The sequence below is a fragment of the Shewanella psychropiezotolerans genome, assembly GCF_007197555.1.
GTDB classification, from domain to species: domain Bacteria; phylum Pseudomonadota; class Gammaproteobacteria; order Enterobacterales; family Shewanellaceae; genus Shewanella; species Shewanella psychropiezotolerans.
This window is the reverse complement of sequence record NZ_CP041614.1, coordinates 6118575-6136550: the sequence shown is the minus strand read 5'-3', so window position 1 is coordinate 6136550 and position 17976 is coordinate 6118575. Positions and strand designations below refer to the sequence as shown.

Below are 17976 nucleotides of genomic sequence, written 5' to 3'. Positions count from 1 at the left end.
CACCTTACTGTTGAGTTTATCAACTGATTCGGAGCTATACATGGCAACTGTAAACCAGTTGGTCCGTAATCCTCGCTCGCCAAAAGTCGTCAAGACTAATGTGCCAGCGTTGAATGCGTGTCCACAAAAACGTGGTGTTTGTACTCGCGTATACACAACCACACCAAAAAAACCTAACTCTGCACTACGTAAAGTAGCTCGTGTGCGTCTAACTAACGGTTTCGAAGTAACTTCGTACATCGGCGGTGAAGGCCACAACCTGCAGGAACACAGCGTAATTCTAATCCGTGGTGGTCGTGTTAAAGATCTACCCGGTGTGCGTTACCACACTATCCGTGGCGCATTAGATTGTGCTGGCGTGAGTGACCGTCGTCAAGGTCGTTCTAAGTACGGAGCTAAGCGTCCTAAGTCTTAACGCTTTCCGTTAAGTAAGGCCAAGCTAGATATTAAGATTCCAGTTTTGGGGTCCCTGAAGCATACGGAGAAATTGTTATGCCAAGACGTCGCGTTGTAGGACAACGTAAAATCCTACCAGATCCAAAGTTCAACAGTGAGTTGCTGGCTAAGTTCATCAACGTCATCATGCAGGACGGCAAAAAGTCGACTGCAGAAAAAATTATTTACAAGGCACTAGATACCGCTTTCGAAAAGAAAGGCGAAGACCATCTAGTGATCCTTGAAGCAGCCCTGGATAACGTTCGCCCTTCAGTCGAGGTTAAGTCTCGTCGTGTTGGTGGTTCTACTTACCAGGTACCATGTGAAGTACGCCCAGTTCGTCGTAATGCATTGGGTATGCGTTGGTTAGTTGAAGCTGCTCGTAAGCGTGGTGAAAAATCTATGGCTCTACGTCTAGCCGGTGAATTGCTAGACGCTTCAGAAAACAAAGGTACTGCTGTTAAGAAGCGCGAAGACGTGCATCGTATGGCAGAAGCGAACAAAGCGTTCGCTCATTACCGCTGGTAATCTGATGGAGCTGGCTGTTGCCAGCTCCATATTCTACATCTCTAAGGCATTAGCCTTAGTCAAGAGGGTTTAAACGTGGCTCGTACAACTCCGATTGAGCGCTACCGAAATATTGGTATTGTTGCTCATGTCGACGCAGGTAAAACCACAACGACAGAACGTGTTTTGTTCTACACCGGTGTTTCTCATAAGATTGGTGAAGTTCATGATGGCGCAGCCACCATGGATTGGATGGAACAGGAGCAGGAGCGTGGTATTACCATTACTTCTGCGGCAACGACCACGTTCTGGCGCGGTATGGAAGCCCAGTTTGCTGAGCACCGTATCAATATCATAGATACTCCTGGTCACGTTGATTTCACTATTGAAGTCGAACGTTCTCTGCGAGTACTCGATGGTGCCGTTGTTGTGTTCTGTGGTGCATCGGGTGTTGAACCACAATCTGAGACTGTTTGGCGTCAAGCCGATAAGTATCATGTACCCCGCATAGTATTCGTCAATAAGATGGATCGTGCCGGTGCTGACTTTGATAGTGTCGTCGAACAGATTCGTGACCGTTTGGGTGCGACTTGTGTGCCAATTCAAATGAATATTGGTGCAGAAGAGGAGTTTAGAGGTGTTGTTGACCTGATCAAGATGAAGGCCATTAACTGGTCCGAAGAAGATAATGGTACAACATTCACCTATGAAGATATTCCAGCTGAGCTTGTTGATAAGGCGAGTGAGATGCGTGAATATCTGGTTGAAGCTGCCGCCGAGGCCTCGGATGAACTGATGGAGAAGTACCTCGATGAGGGCGAACTATCAGAAGAAGAGATCAAGAAGGCGCTGCGTCAACGGACTCTGGCAAATGAAATTGTACTTGCTACTTGTGGTTCTGCATTTAAGAACAAAGGTGTGCAAGCAGTTTTAGATGCCGTTATCGAGTATCTACCATCGCCAGTCGAAGTGCCTGCGATTAAAGGCATAGATGACAATGAGGAAGAGGTTGAACGCACTGCGGACGACAATGCTCCTTTCTCTGCGTTGGCATTTAAGATAGCGACGGATCCATTCGTTGGAACTTTGACCTTTATACGCGTATATTCGGGTGTATTGGCAACAGGTTCTGGCGTGTATAACTCGGTCAAACAGAAGAAGGAACGCGTGGGTCGTATGGTGCAAATGCATGCTAACGATCGCCAAGAGATCAAAGAAGTTCGCGCTGGTGACATCGCGGCTGCTATTGGCCTTAAGGACGTGACTACGGGTGATACTCTTTGTGATATTGATCATAAAATCATCCTGGAACGCATGGAATTCCCTGAGCCCGTGATTACGATTGCCGTGGAACCCAGATCTCAAGCCGATGAACAGAAGATGGGTATTGCGTTGCAAAAGCTTGCAGCGGAAGATCCCTCTTTCCGTGTTGAAACCGATCCTGAATCGGGTCAGACACTGATCTCTGGCATGGGTGAGCTACACTTAGACATTATTGTCGACCGTATGCGTCGCGAATTCAGTGTCGAGTGTAATGTGGGTAAACCTCAGGTAGCGTATCGTGAAACTATTCGCTCGAATGTAGAAGTCGAAGGCAAGTTTGTACGTCAATCTGGTGGTCGAGGTCAATTCGGTCACGTTTGGTTGAAACTGGAGCCTCAAGAAGAGGGCTTCGGCTATGAATTTGTTAACGAGATTGTTGGTGGTGCTGTTCCGAAAGAATACATCCCTTCAGTAGATAAAGGTATTCAAGAGCAGATGAAGAGCGGCGTACTCGCCGGCTTCCCTATCTTGGACGTCAAGGTTACTCTCTTTGATGGTTCATATCATGATGTGGACTCTAATGAGATGGCCTTTAAAGTTGCGGCTTCCATGGGCTTTAAGAAGGGCGCTCTCGAAGCAGACCCTACGCTCCTGGAACCTTGCATGAAAGTTGAAGTCACCACTCCTGAAAATTACATGGGAGATGTTGTCGGAGACTTGAACAGGCGTCGTGGCTTGATCGAAGGAATGGACGACGGCATTGCCGGCGTCAAGCTCGTTCATGCTACCGTGCCTCTATCTGAAATGTTTGGGTATGCAACTGATTTGCGCAGCGCGACTCAAGGACGTGCTTCATACTCTATGGAGTTTTTGAAGTATTCCGACGCGCCGCAAAACATTGCGAAAGCTATTATGGATGCTCGAGGCTAATTGCCCAGGCAACCATAACTAAAAATTAATTGCTATTGCTCGGTGTCAAGCCGGGCATTTCTGAAAAGAAAGGAATATATCGTGGCTAAAGAAAAATTTGAACGCGTTAAACCCCATGTAAACGTCGGTACTATCGGACACGTGGATCATGGTAAGACAACTCTAACTGCTGCTATCTCTGCTGTTTTGGCAAAGACTTATGGTGGTGATGTTAAAGATTTCTCACAGATCGATAACGCTCCTGAAGAGCGTGAGCGCGGTATTACAATTAATACCTCTCACATCGAATATGACACTCCAGCACGTCACTACGCACACGTAGATTGTCCTGGTCACGCCGATTATGTTAAAAACATGATCACTGGTGCTGCTCAAATGGACGGCGCGATTCTAGTAGTTGCTTCTACAGATGGCCCAATGCCACAGACTCGTGAGCACATCCTGCTTTCTCGTCAGGTTGGCGTCCCTTTCATCATCGTATTCATGAACAAATGTGACATGGTTGATGACGAAGAGCTACTTGAGCTAGTAGAAATGGAAGTTCGTGAACTTCTTTCTGAATATGACTTCCCAGGTGATGACCTTCCAGTTATCCAAGGTTCAGCACTTAAAGCCCTTGAAGGCGAAGCTGAATGGGAAGCTAAGATCCTTGAGCTTGCAGAAGCTTTGGATACTTATATCCCAGAGCCAGAGCGTGCTATCGATGGTGCATTCATTCTTCCAATCGAAGATGTATTCTCAATCTCAGGCCGTGGTACAGTTGTAACTGGTCGTGTAGAGCGCGGTATCATCAAGGTTGGTGAAGAAGTTGAAATCGTTGGTATCAAAGATACTACTCGTTCAACTTGTACTGGTGTTGAAATGTTCCGTAAGCTGCTTGACGAAGGTCGTGCAGGCGAGAACTGTGGTGTTCTTCTACGTGGTATTAAGCGTGAAGACGTTGAACGTGGTCAGGTTCTTGCTGCTCCTGGTTCAATCACTCCACACACAACTTTTGAATCAGAAATCTATGTTCTGTCAAAAGAAGAAGGCGGACGTCACACTCCATTCTTCAAAGGCTATCGTCCACAGTTCTACTTCCGTACAACAGACGTAACCGGTACTATCGAGCTTCCAGAAGGCGTAGAGATGGTAATGCCTGGTGATAACGTTCAGATGGTAGTAACACTAATCTGCCCAATCGCGATGGATGAAGGTTTACGCTTCGCTATCCGTGAAGGTGGCCGTACTGTTGGTGCTGGTGTTGTAGCTAAGATCCTTGCTTAATCGCATAGACTTTTAACTGAACATCAAAAAAAGGAAGCTTCGGCTTCCTTTTTTATTGTCTGAAGTTTGTCGGCAACATAGGTTGGTATTGGGTATAATCCCGCCACTTTGTTGAAAACACCTTTTATTGATATTGAGTCAGCAGCCAGCTTGAAGCTGCTATTTAGTTGAATAATGTCCTATCGGTGTTATTTCAGACAACGGGGTTGATCTATTAACGTAAATCAGTATAATACCCCTTCGCCTTAACCATTAGGCGAATTACTAATTAGACTTTTAAAGTTTAATTCAAAAAACAGCGGCTCCGATTGGGAGTCGAACGGTTAAATCATCTCGCTCTGCGTTCCTATAGGAAGTGCAAGAGGGTGATTTTTTATGTGTCCATTTTAGGAGCTCTGGTCAATGCAGAACCAAAGAATCCGTATCCGCTTAAAAGGATTTGATCATCGTCTGATCGATCAATCTACTGCGGAAATCGTTGAAACTGCTAAGCGTACAGGCGCGCAGGTACGTGGTCCAATTCCACTACCAACGCGTAAAGAACGTTATACCATTTTGACTTCTCCACACGTTAATAAAGATGCGCGTGATCAGTACGAACTTCGTACTCACAAACGTCTAGTTGACATCGTTGAGCCAACTGAAAAGACTGTAGATGCACTTATGCGTCTCGATCTTGCGGCTGGTGTTGACGTTCAGATTAGCTTGGGTTAATAAGAGGTTTTCGAGATGGCTATCGGTCTTATCGGTCGTAAAGTGGGTATGACTCGCATCTTCTGTGAAGATGGAGTCTCTGTCCCGGTTACAGTAATTGAAATCACGTCTAACCGCGTTACTCAGGTGAAAACCTTAGAAACTGACGGTTACCGTGCTCTTCAAGTTACTACTGGTACCAAAAAAGCTAATCGCATCACTAAACCAGAAGCAGGTCACTTTGCTAAGGCAGGCGTTGAAGCCGGTCGTGGTTTATGGGAAGTGCGTTTGGCAGATGATGAAGGCGAAGGCATTGAAGTTGGTGCCGAGCTAAATGTTGATATCTTCGCTGACATAGCGAAAGTTGATGTTACTGGTCAATCTAAAGGTAAGGGCTTCCAAGGCGGTATTAAGCGTTGGAACTTCCATGCACAAGATATGACACACGGTAACTCACTGGCACATAGATCCAACGGTTCTATCGGTCAAAACCAAACACCTGGTCGCGTTTTCAAAGGTAAGAAAATGTCTGGTCACATGGGTGCAGAGCGTGTTACTACGCAGAATCTAGACGTTATACGTGTAGATGCTGAGCGTAACTTGCTATTGGTTAAGGGTGCTGTTCCGGGTGCTACTAATGGCAACCTGATCATCAAACCTGCCGTTAAAGCTTAGGTCTGAGGAGATAGTAATGGAATTGGTATTGAAAGACGCACAAAGTGCTCTGGAAGTTTCCGAAACTACCTTCGGCCGTGACTTTAATGAAGCACTGGTTCATCAGGTAGTTGTAGCATATGCTGCAAATGCGCGTCAGGGCACTCGTGCTCAGAAGACTCGCGCAGAAGTAATTGGTTCTGGCAAAAAGCCATGGCGCCAAAAAGGTACTGGCCGAGCACGTGCCGGTACTGTTAAAGGCCCAATCTGGCGTGGCGGTGGCGTAACATTCGCTGCTAAAACACAAGATCATAGCCAAAAAGTTAACAAGAAGATGTACCGCGGAGCGCTGAAAAGCATTTTCTCTGAGTTGGTACGTCAAGACCGTCTAATCGTGGTTGAGTCGTTTAGTGTTGAAGCTCCTAAAACTAAAGAGCTGAAAGCTAAATTGGCTGCTATGAACCTGGAAGATGTGTTGATTGTTACTCCAGAAATTGACGAGAACTTGTTCTTGGCAGCTCGCAACTTGTACAAAGTTGACGTGCGTGACGTAGCTGGCATCGATCCAGTAAGTCTTATCGCATTCAACAAAGTACTAGTAACTGCCGATGCTGTTAAGCAAATCGAGGAGATGCTGGGATGATAAGCGAAGAACGTTTGCTAAAAGTTATTCTTGCACCACATATCTCTGAAAAGAGTACTGTTTGTGCAGAAAATAACAACACGGTAGTTTTCCGTGTAGCTATCGACGCCACTAAAGCTGAAATTAAAGCTGCAGTCGCTAAGTTGTTCGAAGTTGAAGTTGATTCAGTTCGCACTCTAGTTAACAAAGGCAAAACCAAGCGTACCGGTGCCCGTATGGGTCGTCGTGTAGATTGGAAAAAAGCCTATGTAACTTTAGCTGAAGGTGCTGACATCGATTTCGTCGGCGCTGAGTAAGCAAAGGAGAATTATCATGGCAATTGTTAAGTGTAAGCCTACCTCTCCAGGTCGTCGCCACTTAGTAAAAGTGGTGAACAAGGACCTGCACAAGGGTAAACCTTTTGCAGCCTTGCTGGCTAAGAAATCTAAAAGTGGTGGCCGTAACAATACGGGTCGTATCACTGTTCGTCACATAGGTGGTGGACACAAGCAGCATTACCGTATTATTGACTTTAAACGCAATAAAGACGGTATCCCTGCAAAAGTTGAGCGTTTGGAATATGATCCAAACCGCACAGCTAACATCGCACTTGTTTTGTATGCTGATGGTGAGCGTCGTTATATCCTTGCTGCTAAAGGCATGCAAGCTGGTGATAAGATCCAGTCAGGTATCGATGCTGAAATCAAAGTGGGTAACACTTTGCCATTACGCAACATGCCTGTAGGTAGTGTTGTACACGCAGTCGAGATGAAGCCTGGTAAAGGTGCTCAGATCGCTCGTTCAGCAGGTACTTATGTACAAGTTGTAGCTCGTGATGGCGCCTACGCTACTCTACGTCTTCGCTCTGGCGAAATGCGTAAAGTACCAGTAGATTGCCGCGCGACTCTAGGTGAAGTTGGTAACGCCGAACACATGCTACGCCAGTTAGGTAAAGCAGGTGCTAACCGCTGGAGAGGCATACGCCCAACAGTGCGTGGTGTTGCAATGAACCCAGTAGATCATCCCCATGGTGGTGGTGAAGGCCGTACTTCGGGTGGCCGTCATCCAGTATCCCCAACGGGTGTCCCAACTAAGGGTTATAAGACTCGTAGTAACAAACGCACCGACAAGTACATTGTACGTCGTCGCAATAAAAAGTAAGAGGATTCGCCATGCCACGTTCTCTCAAGAAAGGTCCATTCATTGACCTACACTTGCTGAAGAAGGTAGAGAAAGCGATGGAAGCGGGAGACAAGAAGCCTATTAAGACTTGGTCTCGTCGCTCTATGATCATACCTAACATGATAGGTTTGACCATCGCTGTCCATAATGGTCGTCAGCACGTACCTGTGTTCGTAACTGACGAAATGATCGGCCACAAGCTTGGTGAATTTTCACCAACTCGCACTTATCGCGGCCATGCTGCTGATAAGAAAGCGAAGAAGCGTTAATACGGGAGGAATAAGATGGAAGTTTTAGCTAAACATCGTTTTGCCCGTACGTCGCCTCAAAAGTGTCGTTTGGTTGCAGATCAAATCCGTGGACTGCCTGTTGCTAAGGCTCTCGAAATATTAACTTTCAGCCCTAAGAAAGCTGCAGTACTTGTTAAAAAAGTACTGGACTCTGCAATCGCTAATGCTGAGCACAATGAAGGTGCTGACATTGACGAATTACGAGTTGGAGCGATTATGATCGATGAAGGTCCAACTATGAAGCGTATCATGCCACGTGCCAAAGGCCGTGCTGATCGTATAATCAAGCGTACCAGCCACATTACTGTGGTTGTATCAGATCGCTAGGAGTTAGCAATGGGACAGAAAGTACATCCTAATGGTATCCGTCTGGGTATCACTAAGCCTTGGATCTCGACCTGGTACGCTGACAAGTCAGACTATGCCAACAACTTGAACAGTGACTGGGAAGTGCGTAAGTTTCTAGAAAAGAAACTTAAGCAAGCATCAGTATCTAAGATAGTTATCGAGCGTCCAGCAAAGAGTGTTCGCGTTACTATTCACACTGCCCGTCCAGGTGTTGTGATTGGTAAGAAAGGCGAAGACGTTGAGAAGCTACGCAACGCAGTTGCTAAGCTAACTGGTATTCCAGCTCAGATTAACATCGCTGAGATCCGTAAGCCTGAGCTAGATGCTAAGCTTGTTGCCGATGGCATCGCTTCGCAGCTAGAGCGTCGTGTTATGTTCCGTCGTGCTATGAAGCGCGCAGTACAAAATGCAATGCGTCTTGGCGCTAAAGGTATCAAGGTTCAAGTTAGTGGCCGTTTAGGCGGAGCTGAAATCGCGCGTTATGAGTGGTATCGTGAAGGTCGCGTACCTCTACATACACTTCGTGCTGATATCGACTATTCAACAGCAGAAAGTCACACCCAATACGGTGTGATCGGCGTTAAAGTTTGGGTCTTCAAAGGTGAAGTTCTAGACGGAATCGTACCTGCACATGAAGAGCCGAAACAGCAGCCGAAGCGTAAGCCTCGCGGTAAATAGGAGAGCTGGCAATGCTGCAACCAAAACGAACTAAGTTTCGCAAAATGTTCAAAGGCCGCAACCGTGGTCTTGCGAACGGCACTGAAGTAAGCTTCGGTGATTTCGGTTTAAAGGCTGTTGGACGTGGTCGTCTAACTGCTCGTCAAATCGAAGCTGCGCGTCGTGCAATGACACGTCACATTAAACGTCAAGGTCAGATCTGGATCCGCGTTTTCCCTGATAAGCCGATCACCTCTAAGCCTCTCGAAGTGCGTATGGGTAAAGGTAAGGGTAACGTTGAATACTGGGTTTGCCAGATTCAACCAGGTAAGGTTCTTTATGAGATGGATGGTGTTTCAGAGGAGCTAGCTCGTGAAGCTTTCGCTCTTGCTGCCGCTAAGCTGCCTCTTAAGACGACCTTCGTAACTAAGTCGGTGATGTAATGAAAGCGAGCGAACTAACAGAAAAGAGCGTTGAAGAATTGAACGCTGAACTGCTTGGTCTGCTGCGTGAGCAGTTTAATCTGCGCATGCAACACGCAACTGGTCAGTTGACTCAGACTCATCAGCTGAAAATCGTGCGTCGCAATGTTGCGCGCGTTAAGACCATTATTACTTCTAAGGCGGGTGCGTAATGTCTGATAAAATCCGTACTTTGCAGGGTCGTGTACTTAGCAACAAGATGGACAAGTCTATCACTGTAGCTATTGAGCGTAAGGTTAAGCATCCTTTATACGGGAAGTACCTTAAGCGCACTACTAAGATCCATGCACACGACGAAACAAACCAGTGTAATGAAGGCGATCTCGTGACTATTAGCGAATGTCGTCCTCTGTCTAAGACTAAGTCTTGGACTCTGGTTGAAGTAGTAACAAAGGCCTAATTTATTTTAGGTTTAGTTAAACGGCTCCTGCTATAGGAGCCGTTTTTATTTTAACACTATCTATTCCCAAAATCGGGTGGTATACTTGCGCGCCTTTTTAGACTAAATGTTAGTCGAAAAGTGGCGAAATAGTAGTCCCAATAAGGGATGTGAAGTAACGTTTAGCGGAGCATTTACAATGATCCAAATGCAATCTACTCTAGATGTAGCCTGTAATAGTGGCGCTCGTAGAGTTCAGTGTATTAAGGTCTTAGGTGGATCTCACCGTCGTTATGCCGGTATCGGCGACATCATTAAGGTTTCTGTTAAAGAAGCTATTCCTCGCGGTAAAGCGAAGAAAGGTGATGTTTATACTGCGGTTGTAGTTCGTACTAAGAAAGGCGTTCGTCGTCCAGACGGTTCTGTCATTCGCTTCGATCGGAACGCAGCTGTTTTGCTTAACGCAAACAATGCACCGATTGGTACTCGTATCTTTGGCCCAGTGACGCGTGAATTGCGTAACGAACAATTTATGAAAATTGTTTCTCTGGCACCAGAAGTACTGTAAAGGAGCTTCAAATGGCAGCTAAAATCCGTCGTGAAGACGAAGTAATAGTACTAGCAGGTAAAGATAAAGGGAAACGTGCAAAAGTTTCTCAGGTTCTTACTACTGGTAAATTAATTGTTGAAGGCATCAATCTTGTCAAGAAACACCAGAAGCCTAACCCTCAACTGGGTGTGACTGGTGGTATTGTTGAGAAAGAAGCACCGATACAAGCATCAAACGTAGCGCTTTTCAACTCTGCCACTGGCAAAGCTGATCGCGTTGGTTTCCGATTTGAAGACGGCAAAAAAGTCCGTTTCTTTAAGTCGAACAGTGAACTCATTAAGTAATTGGAGTAAACGATGGCGAAACTGCATGATAAATATCAAGAGACTGTGAGTCCTGAACTTGTCAAAAAGTTTGGTTACACCAGTGTCATGCAAGTCCCTCGGATTGAGAAAATCACCCTAAACATGGGTGTTGGCGAAGCTGTAGCAGATAAGAAAGTTATGGAGCATGCGCTCCGTGACATGACTGCTATCGCTGGTCAAAAGCCAGTAGTGACTGTAGCACGTAAGTCAGTGGCTGGTTTTAAAATCCGTGATGGCTACCCGATAGGCTGTAAGGTTACACTGCGCGGTGAGCGTATGTGGGAATTCTTAGAGCGTTTAGTTGAAATCGCAATCCCGCGTATCCGTGATTTCCGTGGCATGAGCGCTAAGTCGTTCGATGGCCGTGGTAACTATGCGATGGGTGTACGTGAGCAGATTATCTTCCCGGAAATCGAGTACGATAAAATCGATAAAATCCGTGGTATGGATGTTGTGATCACTACTTCAGCGAAGAATGATGAAGAAGGCCGAGCTTTGCTTGAAGGCTTTAACTTCCCATTCAAGAAATAAGGGTAGCGAAATGGCAAAAAGTTCAATGAAAGCACGTGAAGTAAAACGTGCCAAGCTCGTGGCTAAGTTCGCTGAAAAGCGTCAAGCTCTTAAGGCTATCATTAGCAGCCCGACTACATCTGATGAAGATCGTTGGGATGCCGTTCTTAAGTTGCAAGGTCTACCACGTGACTCTAGCGCTGCGCGTCAGCGTAATCGCTGTAGTCAAACTGGTCGCCCACATGGTTTTTTACGTAAATTCGGCCTTAGCCGTATCAAATTACGTGAAGCAACTATGCGCGGTGAAGTTCCTGGTCTACGCAAGGCCAGCTGGTAAGCACTTGTCACGGAGTAAGCTAATATGAGCATGCAAGATCCTATAGCGGATATGTTAACACGTATTCGTAATGGCCAAGCTGCTAACAAAGTATCAGTATCTATGCCTTCTAATAAGTTGAAAGTTGCTATTGCACAGACACTTAAAGAAGAAGGTTATATCACTGACTACGCCGTAGCAGATGAAGTCAAACCGACTCTAGAAATCACTCTTAAGTATTTCCAAGGTCAACCAGTCGTTGAGACTATCCAGCGCGTCAGCCGTCCTGGTCTTCGTATTTACAAAGGTAAAGACGAACTTCCAAGGGTTATGGGCGGACTGGGTGTCGCAATTGTATCCACTTCTAAAGGTTTGATGACTGATCGTACCGCCCGCCAAAATGGCATGGGTGGGGAAGTTATCTGCTACGTAGCATAAGGAGCTAGCAAATGTCTCGTGTCGCAAAAGCACCAGTCGCTATCCCTGCAGACGTAGAAGTGACTTTAAACGAACAAACTATCACCGTAAAAGGTACTAAAGGTAGTTTGACTCGAGTGATTAACACTGATGTTTCTGTTGTTGTTGAAAACAACGAAATCAAGTGTAGTTCTGTTGAAGGCGTTAAAAATAACGCTCAAGCAGGTACAGCTCGAGCTTTAATCAATAATATGGTTGTTGGTGTAACAGCTGGTTTTGAGAAAAAGCTAACTCTAGTTGGTGTTGGTTACCGAGCAAAGCTTGTCGGTAAAGATATCGATCTGACTTTAGGTTTCTCACACCCTGTTTTACACAAACTCCCTGACGGCGTAACAGCAGCCTGTCCTTCACAAACTGAAATCGTACTTACGGGTACAGATAAGCAGTTAGTTGGTCAAGTAGCAGCTGAGATTCGCGGATATCGTCCACCAGAGCCTTATAAGGGCAAGGGTGTACGTTATACCGACGAGCAAGTACGTCGTAAAGAGGCTAAGAAGAAGTAGGTAACGCGATATGGATAAGAAAACATCTCGCTTACGCCGCGCATTACGCGCCCGTAAGAAGATCCAAGAGCTGGGCGTTAACCGTCTGGTTGTACATCGTACACCACGTCACACCTATGCTCAGGTAATCAGCCCTGATTCACAGGTTTTGGCGTCAGCTTCTACTGCTGAGAAAGCAGTATCAGAGCAGCTAAAGTACACAGGCAACGTAGATGCGGCTAAAGTAGTGGGTAAAACCCTTGCTGAGCGTGCTATCGAAAAAGGCGTGACTGTAGTTGCATTCGATCGTTCCGGTTTCAAGTATCACGGACGTGTAGCTGCATTAGCAGACGCCGCTCGTGAAGCTGGCCTCAAGTTCTAAGGAATGATGAAAAATGGCTAAATTTGAAGCTCAGCAAAAAGACGATCTGCAAGAGAAATTAGTTGCAGTAAATCGTGTTTCTAAAGTAGTTAAAGGCGGACGTATCTTTAGCTTCACTGCACTAACTGTAGTCGGTGATGGTAATGGTAAGGTCGGTTTTGGTTATGGTAAAGCGCGTGAAGTGCCTGCTGCAATTCAGAAAGCGATGGAAAAAGCTCGTCGTAACATCGTTTCTGTTGAATTGATCAATGGTACTCTGCACCACCCTGTAAAGGGTCGTCATACTGGTTCGCGTGTTTACATGCAACCAGCCTCTGACGGTACCGGTATTATTGCCGGTGGCGCAATGCGTGCCGTATTGGAAGTAGCAGGCGTACATAACGTTCTGTCGAAAGCATACGGTTCAACTAACCCGATTAACGTTGTTCGTGCGACTGTAAATGCGTTGGTACTGATGAAGTCACCAGCACAAATTGCAGCTAAGCGCGGCCTCAATGTTAATGAAATTCGAGGTTAATGCACCATGGCTAAGAAAACATTAAAAGTTACTCAGACTAAAAGTTCAATTGGACGTTTGCCTAAGCATCGTGCAACTTTGACTGGTCTAGGTTTACGCCGTATTAACCACACTGTTGAACTTGAAGATACTCCTTCAGTTCGCGGTATGGTTAACAAGGTTTACTACATGGTTTCGGTGGAGGAAGTATAAGATGCGTCTAAATACTCTATCACCTGCTGCAGGTGCTAAATCAGCAGCTAAGCGTGTAGGTCGCGGTATCGGTTCAGGCACTGGTAAAACTTGTGGTCGCGGCCACAAGGGTCAGAAGTCTCGTTCAGGTGGCGGCGTACGCATCGGTTTCGAAGGTGGTCAAATGCCGCTTAAGATCCGTCTGCCTAAATTTGGTTTTACCTCGCGTAAGGCTTTGGTAACTGCGGAAGTTCGTATCAGCGAACTTGCAAAAGTTAACGGTGATGTTGTCGACTTGAATGCGTTGAAAGATGCAAATCTTGTCACTCGCAACATTCAGTTTGCTAAAATCGTTCTTTCAGGTACCATTGAGCGCCCAGTGACCGTTAAAGGTCTGAAGGCAACCAAAGGTGCTCGTGCAGCTATAGAAGCTGCCGGCGGAAAGATCGAGGAATAATACGTCGATGGCAAAACCAGGACTTAATTTAAAAAGCGCGAAAGGTGGATTTTCTGAACTGAAGACTCGCCTCCTGTTCGTGATTGGTGCGATTATCGTCTTTAGAGCCGGTTCGTTTGTACCAATTCCTGGTATTGACGCTGCTGTATTAGCAGAGCTGTTCAATCAGCAGAAGGGTACCATCTTAGGCATGTTTAACATGTTCTCTGGTGGTGCTCTTGAACGTGCTTCTATCTTTGCATTAGGTATTATGCCGTACATCTCGGCATCAATCATAATGCAGTTATTGACTGTGGTACATCCTGCACTCGCTGAACTCAAGAAGGAAGGCGAATCAGGACGTAAGAAGATCAGTCAATATACACGATACGGCACATTGGTCCTGGGTACATTCCAGGCAATCGGTATCGCAACGGGTCTACCTAACTTGATCCCAGGTTTAGTTGTAAATCTCGGGTTTAGTTTTTACTTCGTTGCTGTTGTGAGTCTAGTCACGGGAACTATGTTCCTCATGTGGTTAGGTGAGCAGATTACCGAACGAGGCATAGGTAACGGTATCTCGATATTAATTTTCGCAGGTATTGTCGCTGGTCTACCATCTGCTATCGGCCAAACGGCTGAGCAGGCGCGTCAAGGTGACTTGAGCGTGCTGGTATTATTGTTGATTGTAGTTATCGTATTTGCTGTAACCTTTTTTGTTGTATTTGTGGAACGTGGTCAGCGTCGTATCGTCGTTAACTATGCTAAGCGTCAGCAGGGCCGTAAGGTTTTTGCTGCACAAAGCACACATTTACCGCTTAAGGTTAATATGGCTGGTGTGATACCACCAATTTTTGCGTCAAGCATCATTTTGTTTCCAGGTACACTGGCTCAGTGGTTTGGTCAAAATGAGTCCCTTTCATGGTTGAGTGATTTTGCTCTGGCCGTGTCACCGGGACAGCCGCTTTACTCATTATTGTATGCAACGGCAATTATTTTCTTCTGTTTCTTCTATACCGCGTTGGTGTTTAACCCTCGCGAGACGGCTGATAACTTGAAGAAAAGTGGTGCGTTTATTCCTGGGATCCGTCCTGGAGAACAGACTTCGCGTTACATTGATAAAGTAATGACTCGCCTGACATTAGCAGGCGCCTTGTACATTACTTTTATCTGTTTAATTCCGGAGTTCATGTTAATTACGTGGCAAGTACAGTTCTATTTTGGCGGTACTTCACTACTTATTATGGTAGTCGTAATCATGGACTTCATGGCTCAAGTTCAGACCCATATGATGTCTCATCAATATGAGTCTGTTATGAAGAAAGCTAATCTGGTTAACAAAGCGAATTTAGATCGCTTTGGACGCTAAGCTAGCTTTTACGGAGTGATGAAATGAAAGTTCGAGCTTCCGTTAAGAGGATCTGTCGTAATTGTAAGATCGTCAAGCGTAAGGGCGTTGTACGCGTACTTTGTGTTGAACCTAAACACAAACAGCGTCAAGGCTAAAACATTTGCTCAGCCCTGTCCGGGCTGAGCAAAATATTATTTGCAAAACTGTCGTCTGTCGAGTATCCTACCGGGCTTTTCACAGATGACCATTAACTATTGAGGAGTGCATAGTGGCCCGTATCGCTGGCATTAACATTCCTGATCAGAAGCACACAGTCATTGCATTGACTGGAATCTTCGGCATTGGCCGTACTCGCGCTAGAGCAATCTGCGCGGCTACTTCAATTGCTGAAGAAGCTAAGATCAAGGAATTGAGCGAAGCTCAAATTGATATACTACGTGAAGCAGTTGCCGAATACACAGTAGAAGGTGATTTGCGTCGTGAAGTTTCTATGAACATCAAGCGTCTTATGGACCTTGGTTGTTACCGTGGAATACGTCACCGTCGTAGCCTGCCCCTTCGTGGGCAACGTACTAAGACTAATGCGCGTACGCGTAAAGGTCCACGTAAACCAATCAGAAAGTAACGGGGTAATCCAATATGGCTAAAAGTCCGTCACGTTCTCCGCGTAAGCGTGTACGTAAACAGGTTGCTGATGGTATGGCTCATATCCATGCGTCTTTCAACAACACAATTATTACCATTACTGATCGTCAAGGTAATGCACTGTCTTGGGCAACTTCAGGTGGTTCAGGTTTCCGTGGTTCACGTAAATCTACTCCTTTTGCTGCACAGGTTGCTGCTGAGCGTGCAGGTGTTGCCGCTCAGGATTACGGTGTTAAAAACCTTGAAGTTTTTGTAAAGGGTCCAGGTCCAGGACGCGAATCTGCGATTCGTGCACTGAATTCGGTTGGTTATAAGATAACTAACATTACCGATGTGACGCCTATCCCTCATAATGGTTGTCGTCCTCCTAAGAAACGTCGCGTTTAATTCGTCGTTTTTAAATAGGATAGTTGGAGAAAGAACATGGCAAGATACTTGGGTCCAAAGCTCAAGCTCAGCCGCAGAGAAGGTACAGACCTTTTCCTAAAAAGCGGCGTGAGAGCAATCGATTCGAAGTGTAAGCTTGATACTGCACCTGGACAACACGGCGCTCGTAAGACCCGTCTGTCTGAGTATGGCGTTCAGCTACGCGAGAAACAAAAAGTTCGTCGTACTTACGGTGTGCTAGAAAAGCAATTCCGTAACTACTACAAAGACGCTGCACGTCAAAAAGGTAACACAGGTGAGAACCTGCTTACTCTTTTAGAAACCCGTCTTGATAACGTTGTTTACCGTATGGGTTTTGGTGCTACACGCGCTGAATCTCGTCAGTTAGTTAGCCATAAGTCAATTATGGTTAATGGCAGCGTTGTTAACATTCCATCATTCAAAGTGTCTGCGAATGATGTAATTAGCATTCGTGAGAAGTCTAAGAAGCAAGCGCGTATCGTAGCTGCTTTGGAAGTTGCTTCTCAACGCGAAAAGCCAACATGGGTTGAAGTTGATAACACTAAGATGGAAGGTGCTTTCAAGCGTCTACCTGAGCGTAGTGATTTATCTGCGGAAATTAACGAACAGCTTATCGTCGAACTTTACTCTAAGTAAAGTTAACACAAAAGAGAGGACACAATGCAGGGTTCTGTTACAGAATTTCTTAGACCGCGTCTCGTTGATATCGAGCAGGTTAATCCAACACGTGCCAAAGTTACACTTGAGCCGCTTGAACGTGGTTTCGGTCACACTTTAGGTAACGCGTTGCGTCGTATCCTATTGTCGTCTATGCCAGGCTGCGCGGTAACCGAAGTAGAGATTGATGGTGTACTGCATGAATACAGTAGCAAGGAAGGCGTGCAAGAGGATATCCTTGAGATCCTACTAAACCTTAAAGGTTTAGCAGTAGTGATCGAAGGGAAAGACGAAGCTATGCTTACTTTAAGTAAGTCAGGCGCAGGCCCTGTTACTGCAGCAGATATCACCCATGATGGTGATGTTACAATCATGAATCCTGAGCATGTTGTCTGTCATTTGACAGGTAACAATGAAATCAGCATGCGTATCCGTGTAGAACGTGGTCGTGGTTATGTACCGGCTTCTGCCCGTGCACAAACCGAAGACGATGATCGTCCTATTGGTCGCCTGTTGGTGGATGCTTCTTTCTCGCCTGTCGCTCGTATAGCCTACAATGTAGAAGCTGCACGTGTTGAACAGCGCACTGACTTAGATAAACTCGTTATCGATATGACCACAAACGGTACTCTCGATCCTGAGGAAGCTATCCGTCGTGCTGCAACCATCTTGGCTGAACAGCTAGATGCGTTTGTGGAGCTTCGCGATGTCACTGAGCCAGAGCAGAAAGAAGAGAAGCCGGAATTCGATCCGATTCTGTTGCGTCCTGTGGACGATTTAGAGCTAACTGTACGTTCAGCTAACTGTTTGAAGGCTGAGGCGATTCATTATATCGGAGATCTGGTTCAGCGCACTGAAGTTGAGCTGCTTAAAACACCTAACCTAGGTAAGAAATCTCTTACTGAAATTAAGGATGTTTTGGCTTCTCGCGGACTGTCGTTGGGTATGCGTCTAGAAAACTGGCCTCCAGCCAGCCTAGTCGACGACCTTTAACTCCAGAT

At 45.9% G+C, this 17976-nt stretch carries 31 protein-coding genes; all 31 read left to right on the top strand.

Annotated features, from left to right (window positions below; translation table 11 throughout):
* The first annotated feature begins 40 nt into the window (after nt 1-40).
* Complete coding sequence (rpsL, locus tag FM037_RS26865) at nt 41-415, top strand: 30S ribosomal protein S12 (RefSeq protein WP_144048515.1); 375 nt, start codon at nt 41-43, stop codon at nt 413-415.
* Between the two features lie 77 nt (nt 416-492).
* On the top strand, nt 493-963 hold the full coding sequence (rpsG, locus tag FM037_RS26860; protein WP_144048514.1) for a 30S ribosomal protein S7: 471 nt from the start codon (nt 493-495) through the stop codon (nt 961-963).
* Nucleotides 964-1038: 75 nt separating this feature from the next.
* The gene (gene fusA / locus FM037_RS26855) at nt 1039-3135 is read left to right on the top strand and encodes an elongation factor G (protein WP_144048513.1); all 2097 of its coding nucleotides are present in this window, start codon (nt 1039-1041) and stop codon (nt 3133-3135) included.
* Nucleotides 3136-3216: 81 nt separating this feature from the next.
* Complete coding sequence (gene tuf, locus FM037_RS26850) at nt 3217-4401, top strand: elongation factor Tu (RefSeq protein ID WP_144048512.1); 1185 nt, start codon at nt 3217-3219, stop codon at nt 4399-4401.
* 402 nt (nt 4402-4803) lie between these two features.
* The gene (rpsJ, locus tag FM037_RS26845) at nt 4804-5115 is read left to right on the top strand and encodes a 30S ribosomal protein S10 (protein WP_005503530.1); all 312 of its coding nucleotides are present in this window, start codon (nt 4804-4806) and stop codon (nt 5113-5115) included.
* A 15-nt stretch (nt 5116-5130) separates the two neighbouring features.
* Nucleotides 5131-5769, top strand: coding sequence for a 50S ribosomal protein L3 (gene rplC, locus FM037_RS26840; RefSeq protein ID WP_144048511.1), 639 nt, complete (start codon nt 5131-5133; stop codon nt 5767-5769).
* 16 nt (nt 5770-5785) lie between these two features.
* Nucleotides 5786-6391 (top strand): 50S ribosomal protein L4, encoded by a 606-nt coding sequence (rplD, locus tag FM037_RS26835; protein WP_144048510.1) that lies wholly within the window; start codon nt 5786-5788, stop codon nt 6389-6391.
* The gene (gene rplW, locus FM037_RS26830; RefSeq protein WP_076416786.1) at nt 6388-6687 is read left to right on the top strand and encodes a 50S ribosomal protein L23; all 300 of its coding nucleotides are present in this window, start codon (nt 6388-6390) and stop codon (nt 6685-6687) included. The genes rplD and rplW overlap by 4 nt, the downstream gene beginning before the upstream one ends.
* 16 nt (nt 6688-6703) lie before the next feature.
* On the top strand, nt 6704-7531 hold the full coding sequence (gene rplB / locus FM037_RS26825; protein WP_144048509.1) for a 50S ribosomal protein L2: 828 nt from the start codon (nt 6704-6706) through the stop codon (nt 7529-7531).
* 11 nt (nt 7532-7542) lie between these two features.
* Complete coding sequence (rpsS, locus tag FM037_RS26820; RefSeq protein WP_006083596.1) at nt 7543-7821, top strand: 30S ribosomal protein S19; 279 nt, start codon at nt 7543-7545, stop codon at nt 7819-7821.
* Nucleotides 7822-7836: 15 nt separating this feature from the next.
* Nucleotides 7837-8169: a 50S ribosomal protein L22 gene (rplV, locus tag FM037_RS26815; RefSeq protein ID WP_012144645.1), complete on the top strand. Its 333-nt coding sequence runs from the start codon at nt 7837-7839 to the stop codon at nt 8167-8169.
* A 9-nt stretch (nt 8170-8178) separates the two neighbouring features.
* Nucleotides 8179-8868 (top strand): 30S ribosomal protein S3, encoded by a 690-nt coding sequence (gene rpsC / locus FM037_RS26810; RefSeq protein WP_144048508.1) that lies wholly within the window; start codon nt 8179-8181, stop codon nt 8866-8868.
* Between the two features lie 11 nt (nt 8869-8879).
* The gene (gene rplP / locus FM037_RS26805) at nt 8880-9290 is read left to right on the top strand and encodes a 50S ribosomal protein L16 (protein WP_076416790.1); all 411 of its coding nucleotides are present in this window, start codon (nt 8880-8882) and stop codon (nt 9288-9290) included.
* Nucleotides 9290-9481 (top strand): 50S ribosomal protein L29, encoded by a 192-nt coding sequence (rpmC, locus tag FM037_RS26800; RefSeq protein WP_005503550.1) that lies wholly within the window; start codon nt 9290-9292, stop codon nt 9479-9481. Before rplP ends, rpmC begins: the two co-directional genes overlap by 1 nt.
* Entirely contained in the window at nt 9481-9729 is a 249-nt protein-coding gene (gene rpsQ, locus FM037_RS26795) for a 30S ribosomal protein S17 (protein WP_144048507.1), read from the top strand. The genes rpmC and rpsQ overlap by 1 nt, the downstream gene beginning before the upstream one ends.
* Nucleotides 9730-9907: 178 nt before the next feature.
* Nucleotides 9908-10276, top strand: coding sequence for a 50S ribosomal protein L14 (rplN, locus tag FM037_RS26790; protein ID WP_013053412.1), 369 nt, complete (start codon nt 9908-9910; stop codon nt 10274-10276).
* 11 nt (nt 10277-10287) lie between these two features.
* Nucleotides 10288-10602 carry a 50S ribosomal protein L24 gene (gene rplX, locus FM037_RS26785; protein WP_005503646.1) on the top strand — a complete coding sequence of 105 codons (315 nt, stop codon included), beginning with the start codon at nt 10288-10290 and terminating at the stop codon, nt 10600-10602.
* A 12-nt stretch (nt 10603-10614) separates the two neighbouring features.
* Nucleotides 10615-11154 carry a 50S ribosomal protein L5 gene (rplE, locus tag FM037_RS26780; RefSeq protein ID WP_144048506.1) on the top strand — a complete coding sequence of 180 codons (540 nt, stop codon included), beginning with the start codon at nt 10615-10617 and terminating at the stop codon, nt 11152-11154.
* Between the two features lie 10 nt (nt 11155-11164).
* On the top strand, nt 11165-11470 hold the full coding sequence (gene rpsN, locus FM037_RS26775) for a 30S ribosomal protein S14 (RefSeq protein WP_144048505.1): 306 nt from the start codon (nt 11165-11167) through the stop codon (nt 11468-11470).
* Nucleotides 11471-11494: 24 nt separating this feature from the next.
* Nucleotides 11495-11887: a 30S ribosomal protein S8 gene (gene rpsH / locus FM037_RS26770; RefSeq protein WP_144048504.1), complete on the top strand. Its 393-nt coding sequence runs from the start codon at nt 11495-11497 to the stop codon at nt 11885-11887.
* Between the two features lie 11 nt (nt 11888-11898).
* A complete protein-coding gene (rplF, locus tag FM037_RS26765) occupies nt 11899-12429 on the top strand; it encodes a 50S ribosomal protein L6 (RefSeq protein WP_144048503.1) in 531 nt (176 codons plus the stop codon).
* Between the two features lie 10 nt (nt 12430-12439).
* The gene (gene rplR / locus FM037_RS26760) at nt 12440-12790 is read left to right on the top strand and encodes a 50S ribosomal protein L18 (protein ID WP_144048502.1); all 351 of its coding nucleotides are present in this window, start codon (nt 12440-12442) and stop codon (nt 12788-12790) included.
* A 13-nt stretch (nt 12791-12803) separates the two neighbouring features.
* The gene (gene rpsE, locus FM037_RS26755; protein WP_144048501.1) at nt 12804-13307 is read left to right on the top strand and encodes a 30S ribosomal protein S5; all 504 of its coding nucleotides are present in this window, start codon (nt 12804-12806) and stop codon (nt 13305-13307) included.
* Between the two features lie 6 nt (nt 13308-13313).
* Complete coding sequence (gene rpmD, locus FM037_RS26750; protein WP_005503660.1) at nt 13314-13499, top strand: 50S ribosomal protein L30; 186 nt, start codon at nt 13314-13316, stop codon at nt 13497-13499.
* Between the two features lies 1 nt (nt 13500).
* On the top strand, nt 13501-13935 hold the full coding sequence (gene rplO, locus FM037_RS26745; RefSeq protein WP_005503661.1) for a 50S ribosomal protein L15: 435 nt from the start codon (nt 13501-13503) through the stop codon (nt 13933-13935).
* 7 nt (nt 13936-13942) lie between these two features.
* Nucleotides 13943-15283, top strand: a complete 1341-nt coding sequence (gene secY / locus FM037_RS26740) for a preprotein translocase subunit SecY (RefSeq protein WP_144048500.1) — start codon at nt 13943-13945, stop codon at nt 15281-15283.
* A 23-nt stretch (nt 15284-15306) separates the two neighbouring features.
* Nucleotides 15307-15420, top strand: coding sequence for a 50S ribosomal protein L36 (gene rpmJ, locus FM037_RS26735; protein WP_013053401.1), 114 nt, complete (start codon nt 15307-15309; stop codon nt 15418-15420).
* A gap of 113 nt (nt 15421-15533) precedes the next feature.
* Entirely contained in the window at nt 15534-15890 is a 357-nt protein-coding gene (gene rpsM / locus FM037_RS26730) for a 30S ribosomal protein S13 (RefSeq protein ID WP_144048499.1), read from the top strand.
* 14 nt (nt 15891-15904) lie between these two features.
* The gene (gene rpsK / locus FM037_RS26725) at nt 15905-16297 is read left to right on the top strand and encodes a 30S ribosomal protein S11 (RefSeq protein ID WP_012327241.1); all 393 of its coding nucleotides are present in this window, start codon (nt 15905-15907) and stop codon (nt 16295-16297) included.
* A gap of 36 nt (nt 16298-16333) precedes the next feature.
* Nucleotides 16334-16954, top strand: coding sequence for a 30S ribosomal protein S4 (gene rpsD / locus FM037_RS26720; RefSeq protein ID WP_144048498.1), 621 nt, complete (start codon nt 16334-16336; stop codon nt 16952-16954).
* Nucleotides 16955-16978: 24 nt separating this feature from the next.
* A complete protein-coding gene (locus FM037_RS26715) occupies nt 16979-17968 on the top strand; it encodes a DNA-directed RNA polymerase subunit alpha (protein ID WP_013053398.1) in 990 nt (329 codons plus the stop codon).
* The last annotated feature ends 8 nt before the right edge of the window (nt 17969-17976 follow it).